Source organism: Clostridium sp. (genome assembly GCF_017888565.1).
Taxonomy (GTDB): Bacteria; Bacillota; Clostridia; order Clostridiales; family Clostridiaceae; genus Clostridium.
Genome location: NZ_JAGHFX010000014.1, coordinates 35037 through 59775 on the forward strand (window position 1 = coordinate 35037; position 24739 = coordinate 59775).

The window sequence follows — 24739 nt, forward strand, 5'->3', positions numbered from 1 at the left end:
CAATTTGAAATTATTGCGCACTAAATGATCTTAGAAAATTGAATAGTACGGTATTGGAAGTATATGTTATAATTTATTTATAATATATATTACTATATAAAATGAGAGGATAAGAAAATGAAAGATAGATACAAATTAATAATAATACATATAATATTATTTATTTCAACATTAGGTATAAGTGTAATAACTGAAAAACCATATAGATATGTTAATGAATTTTCATGGGTAATATTATTAGTTAATACAATACTATTTTTAATTTTAATTAATCAATTTAAAGTTAAAGAAAATAGTGTTATGAAGTATTTATTAATTATTTTAGGAATATTTATAATACTTATTATTGATAAAGATTATTTTTATTCATCATATATTCAAAGTACACCAGATATAATATTTCCATATAGTATTTTGATATTAAGCAATGTTGTAATATTACCATTTGTGCCCATTTTTGATTGTATATACATATTAAATTTATTTAATATGTCATTTATAATGATACCTCTATATATAATAATACTTATAAATGTTAGTAAAAAAGTACTGAAGTTAAGCCCAAAAAGAGAATAACTTTAAAATATATTATAGAAATACCGTACTATTGAAAATTAATATGCGGTATTTTTTAGTGCGCAATTCAAAAATAGTACGTAATTTAAGCATATTAAGAATTGATTAATGAATTTTGTTCTTTTAGAATTAAATAGTACGGTATTTACAAAATATGCTATACTTAGATTGTAATTTGATTTTATGACGTGATTAAATATGATCGGTAGTTTAATAAATAAGAATAAAATCTATAATAAAATATTAGGTGTACAAAATATTTGAAATATATTATGAGGGGAAGAACATGAAAAAAATCTTTATACTAGGACTAATCTTAGTAGCTGTATTGGCTACAGGTTGTTATAAGAAAGAAGAGAAAAATACTCGAAATTATAATGAAGCAACAGAACAAGTAACGAAATTTGAGCCTATTGGATGCTATAGGTTTAAAGATGAGGAAACAGGACTTTATGGATATATGGATGGCAAGGGCGAGGTAATTATAGAACCTAAATATACATCAGCTACAGATTTTCAATATCTATCAAGTGGTTATGCACAAGCTTATGATGAAAACGAAACTGTAACTATTATAGATAAGAGTGGTAAAGAGTATCTGCCTTTTGGTGAGTACAAAGTAGTATCATTGCCACAATATGATTTGATTTTTTTTCAGGATTATACCTCTACTAAGTACGGTGTAGTTAATTTAGAAGGTGAATGAGTACTAGAAGCAGTATATGATAAGATTGAAATAAATAATGAAGGTAATATAATTGTTACTTCAAATAATAAACAAGGTGTTTTTGATAAGGATGGGAATGTAGTATTAGATATAATTTATGATTATATATTTCAAGTAGAAGATTCTCTTATTGTAAAAAAAGAAGATAAAAGTGGTTTAGTTAACTTAAAAGGTAGAGAGTTAGTACCAATAAAATATGAAAGAGTACAAATAGCACATTCAATAAGAGAAGATGAAAGGGAGATTTTTGAAGTAGAAAATTTTGACGGAAAGATAGGCTTTTTTGATAGTAAAGGAAATCAGTTAACTGACTTTTTATATGATAACATTTATCCAGGGAGAGAAGGATTAATAGCTGTTCTTAAAGATAATAAATGGGGATATATTGATGTAGAAGGAAATACTATAATACCATTTCAATTTGACTCTGCTTCTTCCTTTAGTGATGGTAACGCGCAGGTAGAAATAAATAATGAGAAAAAGTTTATAAATAAAGAAGGAGAATATATAGAGGAAGAAAAACTAAGCTATGAAATTGATGGCGAAAAATATATGATAATAAAAGAAGATGATAAATATAAGGTTATAAGTGAAAATGGAGAAGTTTTCATTGATAATAATTATACTGGTATGAGCTTATATAATGATAGTATAATAGCAACTAATGAAGATATGTTTTTGTTATTAGACTTAAAAGGTAGTATATTAGCAAAATGTAAAACTTTAATACCAATAGGGTTGGATTTATTTATTGCAAGTGATAAGGAAAGAGAAATTAATGGAAGTTTAATTGATGATAAAGGAAATATATTATCTAATGATATTTATGTAGAGGTACTTGGCTATGAAGAATTCAAAAAAGTAGTTGTTAAAAAAAATGATGGGAAGTACGCTATATTAAATGAAAAAGGAGAAAAGCTTTTAGATATAGAAGATAGAGCTAGTAAGGTCACAATCTTTGAGGAAGACTTAATTAGAGTAGAATTTAATGAAGAAGACTTTAAATGGATAAATATTAAAGGGGAGCTTCTACCTAACATTTTAAGATAGAAGAGTAGTTTTTCTTCATTATGAAGAGAAAATTAAATATAAGTTAAAGTTAATACCGTATTATTCAATAGAATATGCGGTATTTTTTAGTGTGCAATTCAAATATAGTACGTAGTTTGAACATATTGCGAACCAATTAATAGAAACAGATCTTTGAAAATTGAATAGTACGGTATAAAAATTATACAATAAAATAACGATTATGATAAAATTTCACAATAGCGAAATTTTATTGTATAATCAAATTAGAATCTAAAGAAGAATAGATTCAATAAATTATTTGGAGGGATTTTATGGGAGATATTTTAAAGAACATGCTAAAAGTAAGTATTGATATTCCATATGAAGACTACACTGTTTATCCAACAGTTAGTATTACAAAGGATGCCATTGCTAATTATTGTTTAAAAGAAAAGATTGATTATGAGTTCCTAGAAAATAATGAAGATAATAATATGCAAGTGAAATTAGATGGAAAACTTTATGAGATATTACGCTATAATGGTGGTAGAGGCGGTTATGGAATTAAATGTAGACCCATGTAACATTATTAAAATTTAAAAATATAATAATAAAAATACCGTATTATTCAAAATTGAATATGCGGTATTTTTAGTGTGCAATTCAAATATAATATAAAATAAATTATTTAATAGCCAATGAGATTTTAAGAGGCTATTCTTATACACTAAATTTACTTAACATCAATTATAATTTTAAGGCAGTAATCACAGTAATAAGCAACTAACTCTTTATCCAATACACTTTTTAAATTAATTCTTTCGGGAAAAAAATAAGATTTGCTCCTAGCTTCCTCTGAAATAAAATCAAAACCACTTTTAGTAGATACAATGACTCCTTTTTTCATATCTTTATTACAATATGAACAATACACCTATATCACTTCGATAAATCTATATTTAATACAATAAGTATATCATATAGAAGATAATACAGATAATGACAATTTAAAATACAGTCTAGTATAATTGTTGCATGATATTATTTACAGAGTACTTAATGATGGCTGTAAAATATTGGGTTTTATTAACAAAATAAAAGTAATGATAATTTTACCAAAGAACATTTTATAGATTTTGAGTATAGTTTAGCAATTCAAAATTACAAAGAATAATATATTATGTAAATGACTTATAAGTATAAAGGATAATTTGATAATAAACTAATACCTATAACTAACTCTGAAAGATATTTTAAAGTACTATATTAGCAAGGAATAATTTGGAAATAAAAGTGAGAAATATTTATCTAACTATATTTATTATTGGACTAGTATTGATTTTTATATTATCAAATGATAAAAAAGCAGCATATGTTTTAATATCATTATTTGGACTTATAGGTTTCTTTGTAGAAAAAATTTTTGATAGATTAGATTCTAAATCAGTAGATAATGATGAATCATAGAGTGACTTAGATTAATAAAGGAATAGTTTTAGGCTACAGATATAGTTTTACTTTAAATTAATTATTTAAGTAATACTATTCTGTAGCTTTTTTATGTATATTTAGTCAGATCAGAATGAATTAAGATTTTAGTAAATATTTAAAAGTTATAGAAGTTTAGATAATTTATTGATTAATAATTCGATAAATACAAAATTTAGAGCTTGGCTATCAATAAAAAAACTATCCTTAGCTAATGAAAATGATGGTAAAACTATTATATTTGGTATTTGCTTAGAAAACTTTGTTTTATTGTTTTGAGTAATTAATGCAATATTGCTATTATTACTAATAGAATTTTTTATTGATTCTACAATTATAGATGTTAAAGCTGATAGTGAAAAGTATATATTTAGATCATTTTGTGATGAAAATAATGCTTTTTCAGCAATTAAGCTATTATCTATAATACTCTCTGAATCTATCCCTATTGTTGTTAACCTATATTGAAGATGCCTAGCGGCAAGTCCAGTTTCATGCACACCATAAATTTTAATTTTATTTGCTTTTAATATATCTCGTGATAAAGTTTCGAGTTGATTATCTAAATTACTTTCTTTTAATAATGTTAACTTTTCTATAAAACGATTAAGGATTTCCTGTGATGAATCATTAATTGATTTTTCGTTGGACAAATTCCCAGAGTGAAGATAACGTGATAATTCATATTTAAATTCTGAGAAACCTTTATAGCCACACTTTTGACAAAATCTCAATAATGCAGACTTAGATACATTCATTTTGTATGCAGCTGTTACTAAAGGAAAGCAGGCTATTATATCAGGGTTTGTAAGAATTATATTTTTAATTTTAATTTCAGATTGAGTAAATTCATCATCATGTAAAAGTATAGTATCTATTGGATTCATAAGTGCATCCTCCTTATATTTCATAGTTATATTATACCATACAAAATCAATTTGGTAAATTTCTCAAAAAAAATGGGAAAAGGTATTTCTTTTTAAATAAAAGAGTGTTATGATAAAACTGTAAATATATTACAGGAGGGGTTTGAGATGAAAAAAATTGTATTACTTTGTGCAGCAGGTATGTCTACTAGTTTATTAGTTACAAAAATGGTGTTAGCAGCTGAAAAGCATAATTTGGATTATGACATAAGTGCATACTCCATAAGTTATGCGAAAGATAGTATTAAGGGAGCTGATTTAGTGCTTCTTGGTCCACAAGTAAGATATAAGCTAAAAGAAATACAAAAAGTAGCAGGAGATATTCCAGTTAAAGTAATTGATATGGTGCATTATGGGATGATTGATGGCGAAGCAATTGTAAAACAAATTTCAACTTTGCTATAGATATAAAATTTTACACTTCAAGTAAACGTTTAATAAGTAAGAATTAAAGGAGAATGGATTAATGGAAAAAATAACTAGTTTTATAGAGGAGCGTCTTGCACCACCTCTTATTAAAATATCAGAAATGAGATACTTACAAGTTATACAAAAAACATTTATGACCACAATGCCAATTCTAATTTTTAGTTCATTATTAATATTAATCGCTGCACTACCTATTCCAGGCTGGAGCAATATAGTAGCTCCATTTGCAGGAAAGTTATGGGCTGGAGTCAATTCATCTTTAGGACTTTTAGCTGTATGCATTTCAATAGTTTCAGGATACTTTTTGGGAGAATATTACAAAGATAGAGGTTCTAAAATAAAGCCAATAGTTACTGCATTGATAGGATTTTTGAGTTTTATGATGTTTTTTCCAATGTTTAATACAGAGGATGGAAAATTAGTTATAGAAACTACTAATTTTGGAAGTTCAGGAATGTTTGCTGCAATATTTATATCAATTATTGCTGTTGAAATATATAGATTTCTTATAAATAAAAACTTTACAATAAAACTACCAGCAGGAGTTCCACCAATGGTATTGGATGCTTTTACTGCATTAATTCCATCAATGGTTGTGTTACTAATGTCATGGGTAATGTCACATGTATTAAAGTGGAATATACCAGCTCTTACAAATGTTGTTTTTGAACCACTAGTTGCTGCTGGAAAAGGACCAATACCACAGTTTCTATCATTCTTTTTGGATAGAGTGTTATGGTTTACAGGAATACATGGGTCAAACGTTGTAGGAAGTGTCATGTCTCCAATTTGGACAAGTATGATAACAGAAAATATGGAAGCATTTAAAGCAGGATCAGAAGTTATACCTAATTTATTTACTACAGAGTGGTGCGGATATTTTGTTCGTATATCAGTATTACCAATAGCTGTGTTAGCAGCAATTTCTAAAGTAAAAAGATATAGTACTTTAGGAAAATTAGCATTACCAGCAACTATATTTAACATTGCAGAGCCTGTAATGTTTGGATTACCTATTGTATTAAATCCATTATTATTTATACCTTGGGTATTTGGGTTTTCATTTTTATGGATTTGGTCATATGTATTCACAGCAATAATTCCAATGATACCACCAATTATAACTCAAGTTACTTGGACAGTTCCAGCACCTATAGCAGCATATTTAGGAACTGGGGGAAGTGTTTTTGCATTCTTCTTTAGCTTAGCTAACTACTTTATTATAGGTTTAATATTTTATCCATTTTTTAAGGCTTTGGAAAGAAAAGAAATGGAAAGTCAAATAGAGGGGACTGAGGAAATATATGAAAATAATTAATTACTCTCAAGAGTATGAAAATTCAATAGTGAAACTATGGAATGAATGTCTTATAGCCGATATTATTTCATGTGAACAATTCAGAAAACAAGTTTTGTTTGATGAAAATTTTAATAGAAAACTTGCTCTTATAGCAATTGAAAATAAAGAAGTTGTTGGATTTATCTTAGCAACAAAAAGGCAAGTGCCATATTTAGATAGAGGACTTGAACCAGAAAGAGGTTGGATAAATCTATTGTTTGTAAGAGAAGATTTCAGAAAGAAAAGCATAGGAAGTGAAATGGTAAAGGAAGTAGAAGAAAGGTTAAAAGAATACGGAGTAAAGAATATAACTGTAGCGGCATACAGTCCTAATTATTTTTTTCCAGGAATAGATCAAGAAAATTATAAAGAAAGTATAGGCTTCTTTGAAAAATTAAATTATATAAGAACTGGTGAAGCTGTAAGTATGCAAAGAAATTTATGGAATTACAATATACCATTAAAAGTGAAGGAAAGAAAAAATCAATTAGAGAAGCAAGGATATAGCTTTAGGAAATTCGCTTATAAATATTCAATGGATTTGCTAGAATTTTTAGGTGAAAATTTTGGTGGTGGATGGAAAAGAAATGCATTAATGGCTATGCAAAATAATGAGGCTGAAAATCTTATATGGATAAGTTTAGATGCGAATGACAAAGTAGTAGGTTTTTGTATGAGGAAAATGGATGGTAATGAATGCAGATTTGGTCCATTTGGAGTAAGGGAAGATTTAAGAAGTAGTGGTATAGGTGGAGTTTTATTTAATTTAATGATGGATGACATGAAACAAAATAAGCTTTATTATTTATACTTCTTATGGACTCATGGGGCAGGTATGAAATTTTATCAAAAACATGGTGTAGAAGTATATAGAAGTTACTATTTATATGCTAAGAAAATAGAGTAGATTTAGATAAAGTTGAAAATGAATTTAATTCCAATTAACTTATTTAGAATTTAAAATGAAGTTTAGCCTAATAAATTATATAGAATATTCATTAAAGAGTGGAGGATAAATAGATGAATAACATTAAGAGAGTTATTAGTATTGGAGGACATCCATTAGATGCAGAATTAATGGGAGGTCCATTAATTATAAAATATGCAGCATTAGGGGCAAAATGCACTTTTGTCCATGTTGTACAAGGAAGATTGGAAGGGACTAATGTTACAAAGGAAGAAAACGATAGATACGTTGAGAATCTAATTCAAGAAAATATCAATGTTGCAAAAGCAATGAATTCAGATTGCAAGTCATTTGGTTATAATTCTAAAGAGCTTCCAACAGAAAATGAATTCATTGATATCCTAGTAAAATATTTTACTGATGAAAAAGTGGATTTAGTTATAACTCACTTTAGTGGAACATTGCATCCAAGGCATTATTATACACACTATACAGTTAAAGAAGCAGTTAAGATATGTAGAAATAATGGCATGGATATAAAACTTTTATATGGAGAAAACTGTGAAGATTTAGTTGGATTTGTGCCACAAGCATATTATGAGCTAAGCGAAAGTGAAGTTGACACATGGTTCAATGCATTAAGAAAATATGAAATCTTTAATGGAAAAGTAAATAGTGTTCCTTATTATGATTATTATAAAACTATGGGAAAAGTTAGAAGTATGGAATGTGGAAGTAGAAAGTTTACAAAAGCATATATGTATGCTTCATATATAGAAAACTTATAAAATTATTTTAATTAAATTAATTAGTTTTCTTATATATTATATAACACAATAAAAAGTTTATTTAAAAAGGATTTATGTGATTGAATTTTACATAGGTCCTTTTTATATGTTTATAAGTATATGGAATAAAAAATAAACAATAGAAAATTAAGAATTAATTTAATAAGATTAAGAAAATTTCTAGTTAATAAATATACCAACAAGTATTAAATGTGTTTTATGAAAATTTACTATATAAATAAATTATGTATGTGGTATTATTTACATATAAAATAAATAATGGTATAAATTGCTTTTAGTAAAGTCTTTACTGAAAACTTTAAAGGAGAATTTAATTTAAGGGGGAATAAAAGTGTTAAAAGAAAAATTATTACCAATTTCAATTTTTAGCTTAGCTATTTCACTTATTATTAGTGCTTCAATAATAGTTAATGGCATGGAAAACAATGGACGATTCATTGGGGATGGGATAAGCCAAGGATTATTTAATATTACTAATACAATTAATCAAGAAAATAATAATAACTTAGATTCAAAAGACATTTTATCATTGGATGAGGCATCACAATATTTGGGTATAAGCCAAGAAAGATTGACTCAAGTAATTATTAAAGATGATTCAATACCATGTGTACAAATATCTGGACAATTTATATTTAGTAAAAAGGCATTGGAAGAATGGGTAAAGACATCAAAATTTAAGATGTAGTAATGGAGCCAAAGTAAAATGAAAAAGATTAAAAAAGTAAGCTTGATAACAAGTATTGTTATTATATTTGCTATATTATCATATATAAAGTTTTATACAGTTCAAGTTAAATTTAGTAATGATCCTACTGTTGCTATTATTAAAACTGATAATATTAAATTGTTAAGCAGTCATAATACAATAACAAAAGAAAGCATTTCTTATGATTGGTACAAAGAATATGGAGAATTACTATATGCAGATGAAATGGGCTATAAGTGGCAAAGAATACATTCTTTATCAATAATATCATGGTGGGTAATGTTATTCTATATTATTTCATTAATAGCTATGAATTTAATTAAGAAGAGAAACAAAGTTATAAAAATTTAATATAAATAGGTTATATAAAAGTTTTGTCTATATAGATCTTTAGAATATTTAAATATATATTTAAGATGTGAATTTGAAGAGAGAGCTTAAAATATGAGTTTAAAAATAAGAATATTTGATAATATTGATGCAGATATTGTTGGATGTGGGGCTATTTCAAGCTTTTGGGGAAGCGAAGATGAAAGTATATTATTGACTATATTTGTTACACCAGAATTGCATGGTAAAGGGAGAGGTAAATCAATAATGGAAACGTTAGAAAAGATGAGTATTTTATAAGAGCAAAAAGAGTAGAAATACCAGCATCAATTACCGCGTGTGAATTTTATAAAAGGATGGGGGATATAAATATAAGAATGATGTGAAAGAATTAGATGATGAAGGTTATTATAGATTGGAAAAATTTGGGTTAGAAGATGACTAATATAAGTTTTAATGGATTAAATCTTAAGTGAAATTAATGCTTTTACAATTATAAAACTAAAGAATTGGACAACGTTATCAGTGGGGTTGGCACATGGATTTCATGGTGCTTTTATAAATAGCTGCTACACTAGTTTTAAATGAAACTTTTGGAATTGAAAAGGTTAAACTTGAAGGTGATATAGGAGATATATTATATGGTATTGATACTAGTAATATAATTGAGTTAAATATAGATTTAATTAAAGAAAATAATTAAATAGCAATATATTGCTAGATAAAATATATGTTTTACAAATATTTATAAGAAGGTAAAAAGCATGAATTATGAAGATGTTTTAAAAAGTGTTTCTATAGAGTATAAAAAGATATTAAGAGATAATTTAGTTGGTATTTATGTACATGGATCAATTGCATTAGGTTGCTTCAATTGGGATAAAAGTGATATTGACTACATAGTTGTGGTTAATAAACCATTAACAGAGGAGATAAAATTAAAATTTATGGACTTTACCATAGAGTTAAATAAACAAGCGCCACCAAAAGGGTTAGAAATGAGTGTGGTTTTAAAGGAGTATTGCACTAATTTTATATATCCAACTCCATATGAATTACATTTTTCTAATATGCATCTTGATTGGTACAATAGTGATTCAAAAGATTATTGTAAAAAAATGAGTGGGTTTGATAAAGATTTAGCTGCACATTTTACTATAATAAAAAATTCAGGAGTAGTTTTATATGGATTGACCATAAATGAGGTGTTTGCTGAAATTCCTAGAGAAGATTATCTAGATAGTATTAAAAATGACATATCTGATGCTAAATCTGAAGTTTATTATAATCCTGTTTATATACTTCTAAACTTATGTAGAGTGCTAGCATATGTTAGAGACAACTTAATCCTTTCAAAAGAGAAAGGTGGAGAATGGGGATTATATAATTTAGATAAATGCTATCATAAAATTATAAATGAGGCTCTGTATAGTTATAAGACAAATGAAATAATGAAAGTAGATGAAGAGGAAGCTAAAGAGTTTTCTGATTATATGTTGAAAAATATAAATTAACATGGTTCTTAATAAAAATAAATTAGTAATATGTAAGATGGATTTTAGGATTTAATTTGAAATATCGCTAAAATTGAATAATAATGTGCATATGATATAATTTATATAATATATTTTATGAATGTGAGATGGATAAAAATGAATTATAAAGAACTACAGCCTAATTGTGAAAAATGCTTTGGATTATGTTGTGTTGCACTATACTTTTCAGCTATGGATGGATTTCCAGTTAATAAGGACTCAGGTAAACCTTGTATAAATTTAGCAGGTGATTTTAAATGTAAAGTTCATAAAGATCTTAATAAGAAAGGTTTAAAAGGCTGTATAGCATATGATTGCATTGGGGCAGGTCAAAAGGTAGCTCAAGTTACTTATTCAGGACATGATTGGAAAGAAAAATCTGTGCATTCAAAAGAAATGTTTGATGTTTTTATTATTATGAAGCAACTCCATGAAATGCTTTGGTATCTTAATGAAGCTATTAGGCTGCAATATAATAATAATATAAATAAAGACAAGCTGATTAAAAAAATAGATGAAATAGAAAATTTAACACATTTAGAAGCAAAATCAATCATAAATTTAGATTTAACATCAATTAGAATAGGAGTTAATACTTTGCTTTTACAAACTAGTGAATTCTTAAGGAAAAAAGTTAATAATGGAAAAAATTCTTTGAAAGGTAAAAAAGCTCTAGGTGGAGCTCTAAATCTTATGGGGGCTGATCTTAGAAAGAAGGATTTAAAAGGAGTAAATTTAAGTGGGGCTTTTCTAATTGCAGCAAATTTAAGAGAAGTGGATTTAAGCTTTACAGACTTAATTGGAGCTGATTTAAGAGATGCTAATTTAAGTGGAGCTAATTTAAGTAACAGCATTTTCATAACACAGGCTCAAATTAATAGTGCTAAAGGTGATGCTAATACAAGATTACCTAAATCCATTATTAAACCAAGCAACTGGTAGAGAATGAAGTTTACAAGTAGAATTTAGCAATAACTAATGAAACATAGAAAATTATAAAAGATATGGATTTATAGAAGGAGGATTGCTAGTAAGTTATCGTATTCATAAAGATGGTAATTATTATAATACAGTCATTATGGGAAAGTTTTTAGCTAGTTAATTAATTAATGAAATTGATTTTGTAATAAGAAAAATGGAGAGGGAGAAATAAATGGTTAATACAAATAATGAAATTTTAGATCAATATATTGTCTTAAAAAAATATATAAATGATAAAGAACATAAAAAGATAAAAGATTTAGAGTGTATTTGTATCAATAAAGATAAAGTAAATTTAAAATTAGAATTAGAATATAGGACACAAATTAATAAGGACTATAAAAATGATTCAAATGACATAAATGAATATTTATACTACATCAATGATAAGTTAGTTGGATATTTGGGAGTTTCATGTTTTGGCGGAAATATTGCCGAAATTAATGGAATGGTTCATCCTGATTTTAGAAGAAGAAAGATTTTTACTAAGCTTGTAGAAATGGCTATTGAGGAATGTAAAAGAAGAAACTTTAATAAGGTTTTATTACTTGGAGATGAAAAGTCAAATTCTGCAACAGAATTCATAAAGAATACAAAATCTAGTTATTCATTTTCAGAGTGTAGGATGGAATGTGATAGTTGGGACTTATATAAACAAAATAAAGGTATTTTATTAAAAACTGCAAAAAATAAGGATATAGATCAAATAGATAATTTAAATGAAATCTTCTTTGGAGAAGGCTGTAATGAGATAATATTACCAGAAGATGATGAAAAGAATAACATTAGTACTTATCTAATTCAAGTAGATGACAAAATAATTGGTAAAATAAAAGTAAGTAAGGAGTTCAATTCAGCATTTATTAGTGGATTTGGAATAATCCCTGAATATAGGAATAAGGGATATGGAAGAGCGGTTTTGATGCAAGTCTTGAATTATTTAAAGCATGATGGAATAAATAAAGCTGCCTTAGATGTTGAGATAAAAAATAAAAATGCATTGAATTTATATAAATCTTGTGGATTTAAAGAAAAATCAACTATGAATTATTACGAGATAAATGGCACAGTCTCAGAAATTTATTTAATATAAAATTTATTCAATTTCAAGTAAGCTTTATTTTATTAAAAAGTTCTTAAAGAATGGAAAAAGCATCTTTAAGAACTTTTTTTATAATCTTTTAACCTTAAAGAATAAATATTTTAATTTGTTCAACATCTTTTAACAATAATACTTTATTGATAAACAACAAAATATTATTGACTTACTATGATTAATAAATTAATATATAAGTATATGAGGTGAAAGGTAGTGCTATGAAAATGTAGGTGTTTCTACTGATGATGGGTTTAGACCTTTTTCAAATAATCAATATAAAATTACATGGGTAGATAATGATACTGTTAAATTAGAATACGATTTTGGAAGTTCAGGGATATGGAAAACTGAATTTATAGATCTTAATTAAAAAGGAGTGTGTTATTATGATTATTTTACTTAATCCTGCTAGTTTATTTCTTGGTTTAATTGCATGGATACTTCCAATTATTAGTCTTATACAATACAAGAAAAATGAAAATAAGAGTTGGATTATTCTTTCAATTATTAGTATCAGTTCTTGTACAATTTCTTTGTTTTTACAGATTATTTATAACAATCATTTGGTTCAAATAAATGATTGGTCTGCTCTTATGGATATGACTGATGCATTGGTACTTGTATCAGCAGTTCTAGTTGTAGTTACTATAATTTTAAACACAGTAACTACATTTATATATTATAAAAAATCAGAAATTTAATATTTAAAATCAGAATTGATAATATTAATATAACTGATTTAACCTTTTAGTATAACAAAGAGGAAATAAAGAGGTTATCAGTTAAATTAATAATTTTTAAATCTAATATTTATACTAAAGTTATACAAAGATAATTGAAATGTGGTTATATTAAATAGTAAAGTATAATTAAAATGTATTAAATTTCTATTTTAATAGAGAATTAATTGAATTATTATAAGAAAATAGTTAAATATTAATATTATTATAAAGATTAGAAGAAATATTAGTATATTTGTGGTATAATAAATATAACAACAGGTAGTTCCTAAAAGTTTTTAGCTGTAGGAGCTACTTTTTTAATTACAATTAAAACACTTAAGGGGGTTATTTTATGTTTAAAATAAATGATTATGTTGTATATGGTTCAAATGGAGTTTGTAAAGTTACAGATATAGAGCAGGTAACTTTAAGAAATGAAGAGTTAGAGTATTATATTTTATCACCAGTTTATAATGAAAAGATGACTATCAAAACACCTGTAAATAATCAAAGAATATTAATGAGGGATCTTATGACAAAAGCTGAAATAGTGAATTTATTGAAAGAAATTTCAAAAAATGAGACTGTTGACATCGAAGATTCAAGAAGAAGAGTTGAAGAATATAAGGCTATAATAAAAAGAGGTAATGCTGAGGAACTTATAAAGGTTATAAATTCAATAAAATTAGAAAAAGATGAAAAAAATTCAATAGGTAAAAAACTTAACAAAACAGACGAAGATATTATGATTAGTGCTAGCAAACAATTATATCAAGAAATGGCAATAGTCCTAGAAATTGATGTAGATGAAGTTCAAGATTATATTGCAAATAATATTTAAAATAAATTATAAGGTTAATTTTAATATAATATGTATCTTTAAATTATTAATTTATATCTATATAAATGATAGGTCTAGAAAAAAGTATATTTTACAGTTAAATCTTTTATAAGAAATAAACCTATTTTATTTAATCTAGTAATATGAAGTAGTATACCAAGATTAAAATAGCGTTTATGAAATTTAATGTTTGTTAAATTATATTATAATCATTACTATAAATTACATAAGTTAAAGTTCTAGACTTAAAATGACTGTTACACAATTATTGTGAAACAGCCATTTTAAAGTTAAATTTTCTTTTCTATAGTTATGTTCCCATTTTCAATTCTATATATTGTATCTACTAAATCAAGAATACGCTCATCATGAGTTACCATTAAAGCAGCTTTATTATATTTTTTTATCTCATCTTTAATCATAGTAACAACTTCACGACCTCGATTGCTATCCAAACTTGCTGTTGGTTCATCTGCTAAAATTATATCAGGATGATTCATTAAAGCTCTTGCTATTGCAACTCTTTGCTTTTCACCACCAGATAATTTGGAAGGATAGTGATTAAGTCTATGTTCAAGTCCAAAATCTTTTAAAAGCTTATTAGCATAATCATTAACTTCTTTTTTGTCTTTATTTTTAGAAAGCTTTGGTATTAATTTTAGTTGATCAATAACTGTTAAATAAGGTATTAGTTGATGTGATTGAAAAACAAATCCTATTTGATTTCTTCTTATATCAGCTAATTCCTTTTTATTTTTCTCACTTAAATTTGTATCTCCAATTATTATTTCACCACTACTTGCTGAAAGCAATGCGCCAGCAATAGATAAAAATGTACTTTTACCAGAGCCAGAAGGGCCAACAATAGCAACAAATTCACCTTGTTTAACATTAATTGAAATATTATTTAAAACAGTATTTTCAGTATCGCCATCTTTGTATGTTTTAGTTATACTTTTTAATTGAAGTGCGTATTTTTTCATTAATAATTACCTCCTATTGCAGAAATAGCATCTACTTTTCTTATTTTTCTTATAGAAAATAGACTACTTAATAATGCTATTGCTATAAATAATAGTGAAACTAAAGCTCCATCTTTATAACTTAATACAAAAGGCATGCTTGCTGGTAATACACTGGCTAAAGAAAATGTTAATATATTTCCGATGACCATGCTTATTATTGAAAGCATAAATACTTGAGATGTTAAAGAGACTGATAAAGTTGACATTTTAGCTCCTAAAGCTTTTAACACTCCGATTTCAGGTAACTTTTGCATAGTTGTTATATAGAAAAATACTCCAACTATAAATGAAGATATTATTAATAAAAATACTAACATCATAAGAATAGTAGCCTGTTCTTGTGAATGTCCAGGAACATTTGAAATTACTTCACTTTTAGTTAATAAAACTTTTTTGTCTAAATTATCATTAACAAGGTTAGTAAGTAAATCTAGATTTTCTGAAGACTTGTCCATATTAATAGCTAATGCTTGAAAATCATTATAATCCCTACCAGTAGCAGAAGTCATTATTTCTTTATATGTATCTAAAGATATTACCCCTACAGAAATATGTGCATACATTTGATTTTTAGTAAATCCAACTACAGTTAATTCTAAATTAGAAGATGTATCTTTGATTTTATCTCCAATTTCTATACCATCTTCTTTAAATGAGTTGTTTAAAACTATTTCTCTATCATTATTTAAGGTATTTCCTTCAATAACTTCAGGCATAAGAAAAGCTGATGGTTCAATAGCTAAGTAAACTAAATTGATTTTCTTATCTAAGGAATCCATAATGAAATTACTTGTATGTAAATTAATAGGTGTAGTATTTTCATTTAAATATATCAATTCATTAAGGCTATTTAATTTCTTTAAAGCATCGTTCTCAATAACAGAACGAGTAATTAATTTATCTGCAGAATCATCTAAAATATAATAATTTGCTTTAGAATTTTCAATTGAAGAGCCAGTAGCTGCAGATAACCCTTTTGCAATACCTGATAAAAATAGTACTAGAAATATAATAAGAGTTAAAATTCCGATTATCAAACCAAATCTAGCCTTATTGTGCTTTAGTTCTTTTAGTGCTAAAAACATAATTCAATTCTCCTTCTTTTGATTAATACTTATTAAAGTGTATATTATAAGCATGAATTAATTATGAACTATGTTCAAGAGAAAATCAATATTAATTAATAATTTTTATCTAAGTAGAGTGAATTTACTTTATGATAAAAATTTTTTTGTTGTATCTTGAGATATTTTATAGAAAAGTTTTTAATGAATAGTGAGAGTATGATTATGTTTCATAAATAAAAATATATTAATAAATTAAGCTTTATGCTAAAATAAGGAAAATGTTTTATATAGGGGGAATAATGCAATGAATGTTCGTAAAGTAAAGGCTGAAGATACAAATAATTTATTAAAAATGTTATTAGAACTTGATAAAGAAACAAAATTTATGTTGCTTGAGCCAGGGGAAAGGTCAAATGATGTTAGCAAAGTTAATCTTCTTATAAATCAATGTATTGAAGGAAACAATTTGCTTTTAGTTGCAACCGATGATACTGAAAACATTATAGGTTTTCTTTCTGCACAAAGGGGAGTGCCAAAAAGAATAAGGCATACAGCTTATATTGTAGTTGGTATTCGTGAGGCTTTTAGAGGTATTGGGATTGGTAAAAAATTATTTTCAGAATTAGATATATGGGCAAAAGAAAATGATATTACAAGATTAGAATTAACTGTAGTTTGCCATAATAATGTTGCAAAACATTTATATGAGAAAAATGGATTTGTCATAGAAGGGACTAAAAAGAATTCAATGATAATTGATGGAAAATATGTAGATGAATATTATATGGCCAAGCTATATTAATTGAAAGTTTTATGGGGCACAGGGGAATTTCCTCTGGAGTAAAAATTAAGGTAGAATTAAGGCCAGCTAAAAATGTCATTAAGATTGGAAATATATAATTGGTTCATAAAGTTTAAGAGGAGAGTAAAGATGAGCCAATATATTGTTAAAACAGAAAATTTAATTAAAAAATTTAATAATGTAAATAGTGTGGATAAAGTAAATTTAAAAGTTAGACAAGGAGAAGTTTATGGATTCTTAGGTCCAAATGGAGCAGGAAAATCTACAACTATCAAAATGATATTAGGATTAATAAAACCTAATAGTGGAGAAATAAGTGTTTTTGGAAAATCAATTAAAGATAATAGAGAAGAAATATTAAAAGATATAGGTGCTTTAGTTGAAAGTCCTTCCTATTATGGACATTTAACAGCTTATGAAAATTTAGAGATTTTAAGAAGAGTATTAAGGTTAAGTAAAAATGAAATAGAAGAAAAGTTGAAGTTAGTAAATCTATGGGATGCTAAAAATAAAAAGGTTAGGGAATTCTCATTAGGGATGAAGCAAAGACTAGGAATAGCACAAGCTCTTATGGGCAACCCAAAGCTTTTAATTTTAGATGAACCAACTAATGGATTAGATCCAGCAGGAATTATAGAAATAAGGAACTTAATAAAATATCTAGCTAAGGAAAAAAATATTACAATAATAATTTCAAGTCATATATTAAGTGAAATTGAGTTAGTTGCTACAGAAGTTGCTGTAATAAATAAAGGAAAGTTATTATATCAAGGATCACTAGATAATTTAAAGAAAAATTCAACTAACGAAGTATTAATAGGTTTAGAAAAGCATGAAGATAATGATTCAGTATTTAAGTTACTTACTTCTAGGAAATATAGAGTTCAAGAGGAAAATGGAAAGCTAAAAGTTAAAGGAAATAATGTATCTGCATCTACACTTTGTAGAGACCTTGTTATGTCAGGCTATGAAATTAACTATTTATCACAAGAAAAAAGCTCCTTAGAGGAAATATTCTTAGGATTAACTAAGGAGGTTTAATTATGTTGATGACTTTAATAAAAAATGAATTTATAAAAGAAAAAAGAAATTTAGTAATTTTATTTATATTAGCTATTCCACTAGGTGTAGCAGCACTTTTATGTGTAGATTTTTTAATAAGATATGAAAGTTGGCTCTTGCCTCAAGCTATGGAAAAAGGCTTAACATCATGGCAAGTTTTAATTAAAGAACAAAGAATACTATATTTCAATGATTTTATGCCTATGTTTGCAGCATTAATTTTAGCTACACTATTTGAAAGTGAATATAAAAATAATTCATGGATATTTTTATTAACGCAGCCAATAAAAAGAAGCAGTATCTTAATATCAAAATATATAGTAGCAAGTTTTTATTCTATATTAATGCTACTATTAAATGTTATTTCTTTAATAATAGTAGGAATAATATTTAAGTTTAAAGAACCAATACCTTGGAAGTTTTTCATAGTTATGTTTGCAATACAGTTAATATCATCATTAGTAATAATGGTTATACATTTATTTATAAACTTAAAAAATAAAAATTTACTTATATCTTTAGGAATAGCAGCAGTATTAAGTATGGTTTCTTCAAATATTTATTATAACGATTCCTTCATTAAAAATATTAATCCATATGGATTTTCTTTATTTTCAATAACTCAAGGTAACAATGAAATAGCCTTAGTTCTAGTTATATCTATATTCATATTATTAATAGGTTCTTTATTAATTAAAGCCTATTTTAATAACAAGAAAATTTATTAGGTGGAGGGATAGAAATGGAATTATTAAAAATAGAATTATTAAAAGTCAAAAAGAGCTCTTTATTACTTTTAGCTTTAATTATCCCAATACCAGTAGTACTAATAGTTATGAAAAGAATACAAGTCATGGGAAGTATGAATGGGATAAGTCTTAATGAAGAAATATTTATATTTTCGGTAATTGCTTATTTATCATTACTTTTACCACTGCAAAACATATATACAGCATGTGTAATAACAAAGGTAGAAAATGATAATTGTGGTTGGAAACAATTGATGCTTTTACCGGTTAAGAAAAGTAGTATTTATTTTTCTAAATATAAAGTAATGATTGTTACTTTAGTTACTTCAATCCTATCATATTTTACTTGTATAGTTTTATCTGAATTTTATTTAAATAAGACTATAAGCTTTAATTTTGAATTGTTATCATATGCTTTGCAAATTTTTATAACAACATTACCTATATTAATTTTACTATTTATAATTGGTAGAAATTTTTCAAGTATAATACCATTAATTTCAACTGGAGTTATTATGTTAATTACAAATATATTTATAGCACAAAGTAGATTTTGGGTTTATGCTCCTTGGACATATTCTATGATGATAGTTGGAGGGAATATAAGTAATTTTGAAAGGTATATAACACTTGTGGTATCAATATTGTTATCTATTATAATGTTTTCTATAGATTTTATAAGGTTTACCAAATCAGATATAAAGTAAAAGATAATTATGGTAAAATGTAACTGATAGAATAAACAACAATTATATCTGAGTTTTGAATGCATCTCATAAATGTAGTTTCTTAAATAGAATATTATTATAAAAGAATTTTTGATATGCAGTGTTTTAAGCTAAATGTATTGCAAGTATGATGTAAGGTGAATATCGGTTTTATAATTAGATAACTTGGAGAATTTAACAAGAAGGAGTTGGCATCATGGTTATGGATGAAATATTAAATAAAAAGATAATGTTAGTAGATGACGAAAGAGAGCTATTATCATTATTAAAAGAAGTATTTATAAAAGAAGGATTTAAAGAAATATATCCAGTTGATAATGGTATAGATGCAATATTACAGGTTAAAGAAAAAAATCCAGATATTATAATTTTAGATGTTAATTTGCCTGATATAGATGGGTATAAAGTTTGTGATAGAATTAGAAAATTTTCTACATGCCCAATTATCTTTTTAACTGCAATGGGCGAAGATGAAGAAAAAATTAAAGGATTAGAAGCTGGTGGAGATGATTATGTAACTAAGCCTTTTAATATCAAAGAAGTTGTTCTTAGAGTTAAATCTCAACTAAGAAGAGGAAGCATAGTAAGTGAAGTGAAAACTAATTTATATACTTTTGGTAATATATCTATTAATGAGGAAACAGGAGAAGTGAAAAAAGGTGAAGATAATATATTACTAACAGCTAAGGAATACTCATTAATCTTATTTCTTGTTAAAAATATTAATAAGGTATTTAGTAAAAGCTCATTATGTGAGGCAATTTGGGGATATGAATATGATGGGTATGACAATACAATTATGGTTCATATAAGACATTTAAGAGAAAAGCTAGAAGATAATCCAAGTGATCCAAAACATATAAAAACTTTGAAGGGGATTGGCTATAAGCTAGTTAATTAATATGAAAGTAAAATTAACCATTAAATTACTAGGATCTATGATATTAGTTTTTTATATAACAATGATAGTTTATGCAGTGTTAAATTTAGTAATTTATAATAGTAATATAACCTTTGGAGAAAAAGTTTTTAGTGTATCATTTAGAACTTCAGAATTTATAGAACCATATATAGAAGATTTAGAAAGAGGTAATGAATTTAATTTAGAAGATAATAATATAAATAAATTAATTGAAAATAACATATGGATACAGGTTTTAGATAAAGGAAACAATGAAGTATATGAAGTAAATAAGCCTACAAATGTGCCAAGTACCTATCTTACGGCAGATTTAATAGATTTTATACAAAATCCATGGGGAAGTAAGGCACCTACTACTATTTCTACAAACAATATAGCAAAAGGAAATGAAACCTATACATTATTAGTTGGTTTTCCAATAGATAAAATTTTTAGATTTAAAATGACATTTACAGAGGAAAGTTTTAAATATCATATTTCAATCATTATTTTTGTATTAAATTTAATGACTATTGTAGCTTATATATTTAGTCGAAGGTTAGTTAAGCCGATGGTATCAGTTGTTGAAGATATAGATGATTTAAAAAATGGAATATATGAAAATAAGAAAAATAAGCAAGGGCTATTTAAAGAGGTAAGCAAAAATATTAATAACTTATCTATTGTTTTAAAGGAAAATGAAATAGAGAGAAAAGAAGCAGATAAAGCAAAAGAAGAATGGATAGCTAATATTAGTCATGATTTAAAAACTCCATTGAGTTCAATTAAAGGATATGCAGAGCTTTTAAATGGGGATCAATATGAGATAAATATTGATGATGCAAAAAGATATGGTAGCGCTATTTTAGATAACAGTAACTATATTCAGGATCTAGTTAATGATTTGTCTTTAGTTTATAAATTGAAAAATAAAGTTCTTCCTATTAATTTTAAAGAACAGAATTTAATTAATTTAGTACAAGAAAGTATAATAGATTTATTAAATAATAGTAAGTATAGTGATAGAGAAATAAATTTTAATTATCATGATGAAAATATAAGATTAAATTGTGATAAAAAATATTTAAAAAGAGCAATAAATAACCTTATAATAAATTCTTTAGAGCATAATTCTAAAGATACTATTGTTGATGTTTCTGTATTAAAGAAAGAAAATAATATAAATATAATTGTAGAAGATAATGGACAAGGAGTAAGAAAAGAAGATATAAAAAATATCTTTAATAGATATTATAGAGGAGTAAATACAAATTCAGAATCTAAGGGTTCAGGACTTGGAATGGCAATAGCAAAAGAGGTAATAGAATGTCATGGTGGAAGTATTAATATAGAAAGTAAAGTAGGCATAGGGACTAAAATAGTAATAGACTTAAACTGTTTGTGATAATATTTTATAACTTTTATAGTAAATGTTCTATTTGAGAAAGTAAAAGAAATTACCAATATATTAATTAAAGCTCCTTATATATATGTTCAAAAGTATATAGGTTGGTTATTAAAATAACAGTAAATAGGTTTGTGTAAAATAAATCTATTTACTGTTATTTTTTATGATTTCAAATTTATGAGTTGTTTTAATTCACAATAGTTTTAAAGTCTGTAATATTTACATTCAATATATTGTAAAATGAATTTGGAAATAAAATTTGAAAAAAATCATCTTTGATATAATAAATATACAGATGAGGAGTAAATAAGTTTTATATATATTAATAAAAAATTAGTTAGACAAACTTTATAATTTTTAGTTTAAGCAATATATAAGAAAATTTATGGCAAAATGATAGAAAATATGAAATTTAATCTAATTAATAAGTATAAGGACCTTACGGAAAGGAGAAGCATATGAAAATAAATGAAGAAAATTTCATAATACATTCATTAAATTATATATTATGGGATAGTAATAAGGGTCAATTAAAAGGTGTAGGGGGACTTGTTTCACAAAGTGGATCAGTAGAATTTAGACATAGATTACCAAGTGAATATAGTGATGTATATATAGTTCCTTATGTTAATATTCAAAACAAAAATATTCCTCAAGAAGAGTATATAACGAAAAATTTAATAAGAATAGAAAAAGCTAAATATGACTTAGGTGATTTTGGAACATTTGAGATATTAGACATCAATAATGAAGAAGATAAGACAATAATTAAAGTAAGAGTAACTGGAGATCAGGCATTGGAAAACTTCTATATAAGAGATGATGTTGAAAATGAATATTATAGACCTATATATTCTGAAGATAAAAAAGTATTAGGCATTCTAGATATGGAAGTAACCTATGTGTTTAATAAACTTGATATAGATAAAAATTATTATATAGAAACTTCTAAGTCAGAAAATATCAGATTAGATGATCAAATAATTAAAATAGAAAGAAATTAGTTTTTCTATTATTTAATAAAAATATTAAGAAAAGATAATTTTTTAGAATAATATAGCAAAGTTTCGTATTAGAAAAAGAGTATCAACAATAAAATTATATTGATACTCTTTTTATTATTCATATAATTTATAAAAAAGAATAAGGCAAACATTAACAAGATTAATGTGCAACACTAATACACATAATATGTAATGGAAAATATATTATAGGTGGTGATACAATGAGAACACTTTCAGAAATTGAAAATTTATCTTTAGCAGCGATACTAAAAATGGAAAATGATGGGTTAATTATGCAAAGAGCAATATCTACATTAATATCTGATGATGACTTGAAACGACAAACAGATGCAAGTATTTTAGCAGCAGAAGGAAGAATTAAAGGAATACAACAATTTATAAAAGAAAATAACATAGCTGTTGTTAAGGAGGATTAATATATGAAAAATATGATTGGCAACTTAATTAAAAATAATGTTGATATGAATGATGAAATCATAGCTTTAAGTATGCTTTCTTCAGCTAAAGAAGCTGCAGATTTATATCTTAATTCTGCATTAACAAGTAGCACACCTGAATTAAGAGCAATATATTCAGCTTCATTAGGACAAATGGTAGAAGGTCATACAGCTCTTACAGAGTTAAGTATTAATAAGGGCTGGATTAAACCTTATAGTCCTTCAGTTGATCAGTTAACTTGTGCATATAATGAATCGAAAAGTATAATCAATGAAAATAAGTAATAATTAGAATTTAAAAAGAACCCTATAAATTAGGGTTCTTTTTAAATTCTAATTATTATTGGTAGTGTTAAAAATGAAAAGATAATATAATTGAAATTTATTAGAATAATTATACAATTGAGGATTCTTATTCTAAAAACGTTAATATTTTTATAGATTATAAACTTTTAAACTGGTTAATATAATAGTGTCAACAAAAATAATATGAAAAGGAGATGTTAAATATGGCATCAAATAATAGAAGTAACAGAACTTTAGTACCAGAAGCAAAAGCAGGATTAAACAGATTAAAAAATGAAGTTGCAACAGAAGTTGGATTAAGCAACTATGAAAGTGCAGATAAGGGAAACCTTACTTCAAGACAAAACGGAAGTGTTGGCGGAGAAATGGTTAAAAGAATGGTTGAACAATACGAAAACCAAATAAAATAACCAATAAAACCAAAAACATAGTATAAATTATACTAATAATAAAAAGGATTAATGATTATCTAATTATCATTAATCCTTTTTTTCTTTGATTACAGAGAATATAAATGTACTTTTTGCCTTAAAAATTTTAATTAATGCATATATAGATATAAAGAAGGCAATGTAAAAAAATCAAAATTAGCCTTAAGTAAAATACTCGTAAATGATGATATAATAATAAATAAAATGAACTGAAAGTAAAATATATAAATGAAGAGAAATATTTGTATTATCTTTAAGATAGATTATAAATTAAAAAAATAATAATAAAGAGAATAATAATAAAGAAAATAACAAAATAGTATTATCAATATTATAAAAGTAAATGATTTAAATATAAATATTATTAGA

At 25.5% G+C, this 24739-nt stretch carries 31 protein-coding genes and 2 pseudogenes; 29 read left to right on the top strand and 4 right to left on the bottom strand.

The genetic code is table 11. The features are described 5' to 3' along the window. The first annotated feature begins 117 nt into the window (after positions 1-117). The 5 genes and pseudogenes from J7M87_RS02580 (at position 118) to J7M87_RS02595 (ending at position 2898) form a co-directional block, all read left to right on the top strand. Positions 118-576 (top strand): hypothetical protein, encoded by a 459-nt coding sequence (locus tag J7M87_RS02580; RefSeq protein WP_291648387.1) that lies wholly within the window; start codon positions 118-120, stop codon positions 574-576. A gap of 286 nt (positions 577-862) precedes the next feature. After that, positions 863-1282 carry a WG repeat-containing protein gene (locus J7M87_RS02585; RefSeq protein ID WP_291648389.1) on the top strand — a complete coding sequence of 140 codons (420 nt, stop codon included), beginning with the start codon at positions 863-865 and terminating at the stop codon, positions 1280-1282. A gap of 51 nt (positions 1283-1333) precedes the next feature. Then, positions 1334-1765: pseudogene (locus J7M87_RS20390) on the top strand (WG repeat-containing protein); the annotation flags it as partial. A 90-nt stretch (positions 1766-1855) separates the two neighbouring features. Continuing rightward, positions 1856-2353, top strand: a complete 498-nt coding sequence (locus J7M87_RS02590) for a hypothetical protein (RefSeq protein ID WP_291648390.1) — start codon at positions 1856-1858, stop codon at positions 2351-2353. Between the two features lie 293 nt (positions 2354-2646). Continuing rightward, positions 2647-2898, top strand: coding sequence for a DUF4318 domain-containing protein (locus J7M87_RS02595; protein ID WP_291648392.1), 252 nt, complete (start codon positions 2647-2649; stop codon positions 2896-2898). Positions 2899-3047: 149 nt separating this feature from the next. Here the strand turns inward: J7M87_RS02595 and J7M87_RS20395 are convergent, their stop codons facing one another. After that, positions 3048-3248: a PF20097 family protein gene (locus J7M87_RS20395; RefSeq protein WP_365844270.1), complete on the bottom strand. Its 201-nt coding sequence runs from the start codon at positions 3246-3248 to the stop codon at positions 3048-3050. Between the two features lie 347 nt (positions 3249-3595). On the opposite strand from J7M87_RS20395, the gene J7M87_RS02600 reads away from it, so the two are divergent. Further along, positions 3596-3781 carry a hypothetical protein gene (locus J7M87_RS02600; protein WP_291648394.1) on the top strand — a complete coding sequence of 62 codons (186 nt, stop codon included), beginning with the start codon at positions 3596-3598 and terminating at the stop codon, positions 3779-3781. A 146-nt stretch (positions 3782-3927) separates the two neighbouring features. On the opposite strand, the gene J7M87_RS02605 is transcribed toward J7M87_RS02600, so the two are convergent. Next, a complete protein-coding gene (locus tag J7M87_RS02605) occupies positions 3928-4689 on the bottom strand; it encodes a MurR/RpiR family transcriptional regulator (protein ID WP_291648395.1) in 762 nt (253 codons plus the stop codon). Between the two features lie 147 nt (positions 4690-4836). Between J7M87_RS02605 and J7M87_RS02610 the strand changes: the two genes are divergently transcribed. The 13 genes and pseudogenes from J7M87_RS02610 (at position 4837) to J7M87_RS02665 (ending at position 14429) form a co-directional block, all read left to right on the top strand. Next, positions 4837-5133, top strand: a complete 297-nt coding sequence (locus J7M87_RS02610) for a PTS sugar transporter subunit IIB (protein WP_291648397.1) — start codon at positions 4837-4839, stop codon at positions 5131-5133. A gap of 61 nt (positions 5134-5194) precedes the next feature. Then, positions 5195-6475, top strand: coding sequence for a PTS transporter subunit EIIC (locus tag J7M87_RS02615; RefSeq protein WP_291648400.1), 1281 nt, complete (start codon positions 5195-5197; stop codon positions 6473-6475). Beyond that, positions 6462-7403 (top strand): GNAT family N-acetyltransferase, encoded by a 942-nt coding sequence (locus tag J7M87_RS02620; protein ID WP_291648403.1) that lies wholly within the window; start codon positions 6462-6464, stop codon positions 7401-7403. The genes J7M87_RS02615 and J7M87_RS02620 overlap by 14 nt, the downstream gene beginning before the upstream one ends. A 113-nt stretch (positions 7404-7516) precedes the next feature. After that, positions 7517-8191, top strand: a complete 675-nt coding sequence (locus J7M87_RS02625; RefSeq protein WP_291648405.1) for a PIG-L family deacetylase — start codon at positions 7517-7519, stop codon at positions 8189-8191. 352 nt (positions 8192-8543) lie between these two features. Continuing rightward, positions 8544-8900, top strand: coding sequence for a helix-turn-helix domain-containing protein (locus J7M87_RS02630; protein ID WP_291648407.1), 357 nt, complete (start codon positions 8544-8546; stop codon positions 8898-8900). Between the two features lie 18 nt (positions 8901-8918). Further along, positions 8919-9272: a hypothetical protein gene (locus J7M87_RS02635; protein WP_291648409.1), complete on the top strand. Its 354-nt coding sequence runs from the start codon at positions 8919-8921 to the stop codon at positions 9270-9272. 93 nt (positions 9273-9365) lie between these two features. Next, on the top strand, positions 9366-9551 hold the full coding sequence (locus tag J7M87_RS02640) for a GNAT family N-acetyltransferase (protein ID WP_291648410.1): 186 nt from the start codon (positions 9366-9368) through the stop codon (positions 9549-9551). A gap of 464 nt (positions 9552-10015) precedes the next feature. Beyond that, positions 10016-10765, top strand: a complete 750-nt coding sequence (locus J7M87_RS02645) for an aminoglycoside adenylyltransferase domain-containing protein (protein ID WP_291648412.1) — start codon at positions 10016-10018, stop codon at positions 10763-10765. Between the two features lie 138 nt (positions 10766-10903). After that, the gene (locus J7M87_RS02650; RefSeq protein WP_291648414.1) at positions 10904-11728 is read left to right on the top strand and encodes a pentapeptide repeat-containing protein; all 825 of its coding nucleotides are present in this window, start codon (positions 10904-10906) and stop codon (positions 11726-11728) included. Between the two features lie 43 nt (positions 11729-11771). Next, a pseudogene (locus J7M87_RS20400) lies at positions 11772-11888 on the top strand (GNAT family N-acetyltransferase); the annotation flags it as partial. Positions 11889-11939: 51 nt separating this feature from the next. After that, positions 11940-12860 carry a GNAT family N-acetyltransferase gene (locus J7M87_RS02655; RefSeq protein WP_291648416.1) on the top strand — a complete coding sequence of 307 codons (921 nt, stop codon included), beginning with the start codon at positions 11940-11942 and terminating at the stop codon, positions 12858-12860. Between the two features lie 392 nt (positions 12861-13252). After that, positions 13253-13567, top strand: a complete 315-nt coding sequence (locus tag J7M87_RS02660) for a hypothetical protein (protein ID WP_291648418.1) — start codon at positions 13253-13255, stop codon at positions 13565-13567. Between the two features lie 373 nt (positions 13568-13940). Then, on the top strand, positions 13941-14429 hold the full coding sequence (locus J7M87_RS02665) for a CarD family transcriptional regulator (RefSeq protein ID WP_291648420.1): 489 nt from the start codon (positions 13941-13943) through the stop codon (positions 14427-14429). Positions 14430-14719: 290 nt separating this feature from the next. Here J7M87_RS02665 and J7M87_RS02670 read toward each other — a convergent pair whose 3' ends face one another. Both J7M87_RS02670 and J7M87_RS02675 read right to left on the bottom strand, forming a co-directional pair. Then, on the bottom strand, positions 14720-15412 hold the full coding sequence (locus J7M87_RS02670) for an ABC transporter ATP-binding protein (protein WP_291648422.1): 693 nt from the start codon (positions 15410-15412) through the stop codon (positions 14720-14722). Next, the gene (locus tag J7M87_RS02675; protein WP_291648424.1) at positions 15412-16539 is read right to left on the bottom strand and encodes an ABC transporter permease; all 1128 of its coding nucleotides are present in this window, start codon (positions 16537-16539) and stop codon (positions 15412-15414) included. The genes J7M87_RS02670 and J7M87_RS02675 overlap by 1 nt, the downstream gene beginning before the upstream one ends. Positions 16540-16825: 286 nt before the next feature. Between J7M87_RS02675 and J7M87_RS02680 the strand changes: the two genes are divergently transcribed. From J7M87_RS02680 to J7M87_RS02725, 10 genes are all read left to right on the top strand, one after another. Further along, positions 16826-17323 (top strand): GNAT family N-acetyltransferase, encoded by a 498-nt coding sequence (locus J7M87_RS02680; RefSeq protein ID WP_291648426.1) that lies wholly within the window; start codon positions 16826-16828, stop codon positions 17321-17323. 129 nt (positions 17324-17452) lie between these two features. Further along, on the top strand, positions 17453-18364 hold the full coding sequence (locus J7M87_RS02685) for an ABC transporter ATP-binding protein (RefSeq protein WP_291648428.1): 912 nt from the start codon (positions 17453-17455) through the stop codon (positions 18362-18364). 2 nt (positions 18365-18366) lie between these two features. Beyond that, a complete protein-coding gene (locus tag J7M87_RS02690) occupies positions 18367-19113 on the top strand; it encodes an ABC transporter permease (protein ID WP_291648430.1) in 747 nt (248 codons plus the stop codon). Positions 19114-19127: 14 nt separating this feature from the next. Next, the gene (locus tag J7M87_RS02695; RefSeq protein ID WP_291648431.1) at positions 19128-19841 is read left to right on the top strand and encodes an ABC transporter permease; all 714 of its coding nucleotides are present in this window, start codon (positions 19128-19130) and stop codon (positions 19839-19841) included. Between the two features lie 217 nt (positions 19842-20058). Further along, entirely contained in the window at positions 20059-20763 is a 705-nt protein-coding gene (locus J7M87_RS02700; RefSeq protein WP_291648433.1) for a response regulator transcription factor, read from the top strand. A gap of 1 nt (position 20764) precedes the next feature. Next, positions 20765-22168 carry a HAMP domain-containing sensor histidine kinase gene (locus J7M87_RS02705; protein WP_291648435.1) on the top strand — a complete coding sequence of 468 codons (1404 nt, stop codon included), beginning with the start codon at positions 20765-20767 and terminating at the stop codon, positions 22166-22168. Between the two features lie 461 nt (positions 22169-22629). Then, the gene (locus J7M87_RS02710) at positions 22630-23175 is read left to right on the top strand and encodes a hypothetical protein (RefSeq protein WP_291648436.1); all 546 of its coding nucleotides are present in this window, start codon (positions 22630-22632) and stop codon (positions 23173-23175) included. Between the two features lie 221 nt (positions 23176-23396). Then, positions 23397-23612: a hypothetical protein gene (locus J7M87_RS02715; protein ID WP_291648437.1), complete on the top strand. Its 216-nt coding sequence runs from the start codon at positions 23397-23399 to the stop codon at positions 23610-23612. A gap of 3 nt (positions 23613-23615) precedes the next feature. After that, positions 23616-23918, top strand: coding sequence for a spore coat protein (locus J7M87_RS02720; RefSeq protein ID WP_291648438.1), 303 nt, complete (start codon positions 23616-23618; stop codon positions 23916-23918). A gap of 224 nt (positions 23919-24142) precedes the next feature. Then, on the top strand, positions 24143-24349 hold the full coding sequence (locus J7M87_RS02725) for an alpha/beta-type small acid-soluble spore protein (RefSeq protein WP_291648439.1): 207 nt from the start codon (positions 24143-24145) through the stop codon (positions 24347-24349). Positions 24350-24739: the final 390 nt, after the last annotated feature.

Coding starts and splice junctions, on each gene's coding strand:
- J7M87_RS02690 (WP_291648430.1), top strand. CDS start 18,367: ATGTTGATGACTTTAATAAAAAATGAATTTATAAAAGAAAAAAGAAAT.
- J7M87_RS02615 (WP_291648400.1), top strand. CDS start 5,195: ATGGAAAAAATAACTAGTTTTATAGAGGAGCGTCTTGCACCACCTCTT.
- J7M87_RS02655 (WP_291648416.1), top strand. CDS start 11,940: ATGGTTAATACAAATAATGAAATTTTAGATCAATATATTGTCTTAAAA.
- J7M87_RS02620 (WP_291648403.1), top strand. CDS start 6,462: ATGAAAATAATTAATTACTCTCAAGAGTATGAAAATTCAATAGTGAAA.
- J7M87_RS02635 (WP_291648409.1), top strand. CDS start 8,919: ATGAAAAAGATTAAAAAAGTAAGCTTGATAACAAGTATTGTTATTATA.
- J7M87_RS02680 (WP_291648426.1), top strand. CDS start 16,826: ATGAATGTTCGTAAAGTAAAGGCTGAAGATACAAATAATTTATTAAAA.
- J7M87_RS02595 (WP_291648392.1), top strand. CDS start 2,647: ATGGGAGATATTTTAAAGAACATGCTAAAAGTAAGTATTGATATTCCA.
- J7M87_RS02580 (WP_291648387.1), top strand. CDS start 118: ATGAAAGATAGATACAAATTAATAATAATACATATAATATTATTTATT.
- J7M87_RS02695 (WP_291648431.1), top strand. CDS start 19,128: ATGGAATTATTAAAAATAGAATTATTAAAAGTCAAAAAGAGCTCTTTA.
- J7M87_RS02670 (WP_291648422.1), bottom strand. CDS start 15,412: ATGAAAAAATACGCACTTCAATTAAAAAGTATAACTAAAACATACAAA.
- J7M87_RS02625 (WP_291648405.1), top strand. CDS start 7,517: ATGAATAACATTAAGAGAGTTATTAGTATTGGAGGACATCCATTAGAT.
- J7M87_RS02665 (WP_291648420.1), top strand. CDS start 13,941: ATGTTTAAAATAAATGATTATGTTGTATATGGTTCAAATGGAGTTTGT.
- J7M87_RS02705 (WP_291648435.1), top strand. CDS start 20,765: ATGAAAGTAAAATTAACCATTAAATTACTAGGATCTATGATATTAGTT.
- J7M87_RS02640 (WP_291648410.1), top strand. CDS start 9,366: ATGAGTTTAAAAATAAGAATATTTGATAATATTGATGCAGATATTGTT.
- J7M87_RS02605 (WP_291648395.1), bottom strand. CDS start 4,689: ATGAATCCAATAGATACTATACTTTTACATGATGATGAATTTACTCAA.
- J7M87_RS02700 (WP_291648433.1), top strand. CDS start 20,059: ATGGTTATGGATGAAATATTAAATAAAAAGATAATGTTAGTAGATGAC.
- J7M87_RS02720 (WP_291648438.1), top strand. CDS start 23,616: ATGAAAAATATGATTGGCAACTTAATTAAAAATAATGTTGATATGAAT.
- J7M87_RS02645 (WP_291648412.1), top strand. CDS start 10,016: ATGAATTATGAAGATGTTTTAAAAAGTGTTTCTATAGAGTATAAAAAG.
- J7M87_RS02725 (WP_291648439.1), top strand. CDS start 24,143: ATGGCATCAAATAATAGAAGTAACAGAACTTTAGTACCAGAAGCAAAA.
- J7M87_RS02685 (WP_291648428.1), top strand. CDS start 17,453: ATGAGCCAATATATTGTTAAAACAGAAAATTTAATTAAAAAATTTAAT.
- J7M87_RS02650 (WP_291648414.1), top strand. CDS start 10,904: ATGAATTATAAAGAACTACAGCCTAATTGTGAAAAATGCTTTGGATTA.
- J7M87_RS02585 (WP_291648389.1), top strand. CDS start 863: ATGAAAAAAATCTTTATACTAGGACTAATCTTAGTAGCTGTATTGGCT.
- J7M87_RS02710 (WP_291648436.1), top strand. CDS start 22,630: ATGAAAATAAATGAAGAAAATTTCATAATACATTCATTAAATTATATA.
- J7M87_RS02590 (WP_291648390.1), top strand. CDS start 1,856: ATGATAATAAAAGAAGATGATAAATATAAGGTTATAAGTGAAAATGGA.
- J7M87_RS02610 (WP_291648397.1), top strand. CDS start 4,837: ATGAAAAAAATTGTATTACTTTGTGCAGCAGGTATGTCTACTAGTTTA.
- J7M87_RS02660 (WP_291648418.1), top strand. CDS start 13,253: ATGATTATTTTACTTAATCCTGCTAGTTTATTTCTTGGTTTAATTGCA.
- J7M87_RS02675 (WP_291648424.1), bottom strand. CDS start 16,539: ATGTTTTTAGCACTAAAAGAACTAAAGCACAATAAGGCTAGATTTGGT.
- J7M87_RS02715 (WP_291648437.1), top strand. CDS start 23,397: ATGAGAACACTTTCAGAAATTGAAAATTTATCTTTAGCAGCGATACTA.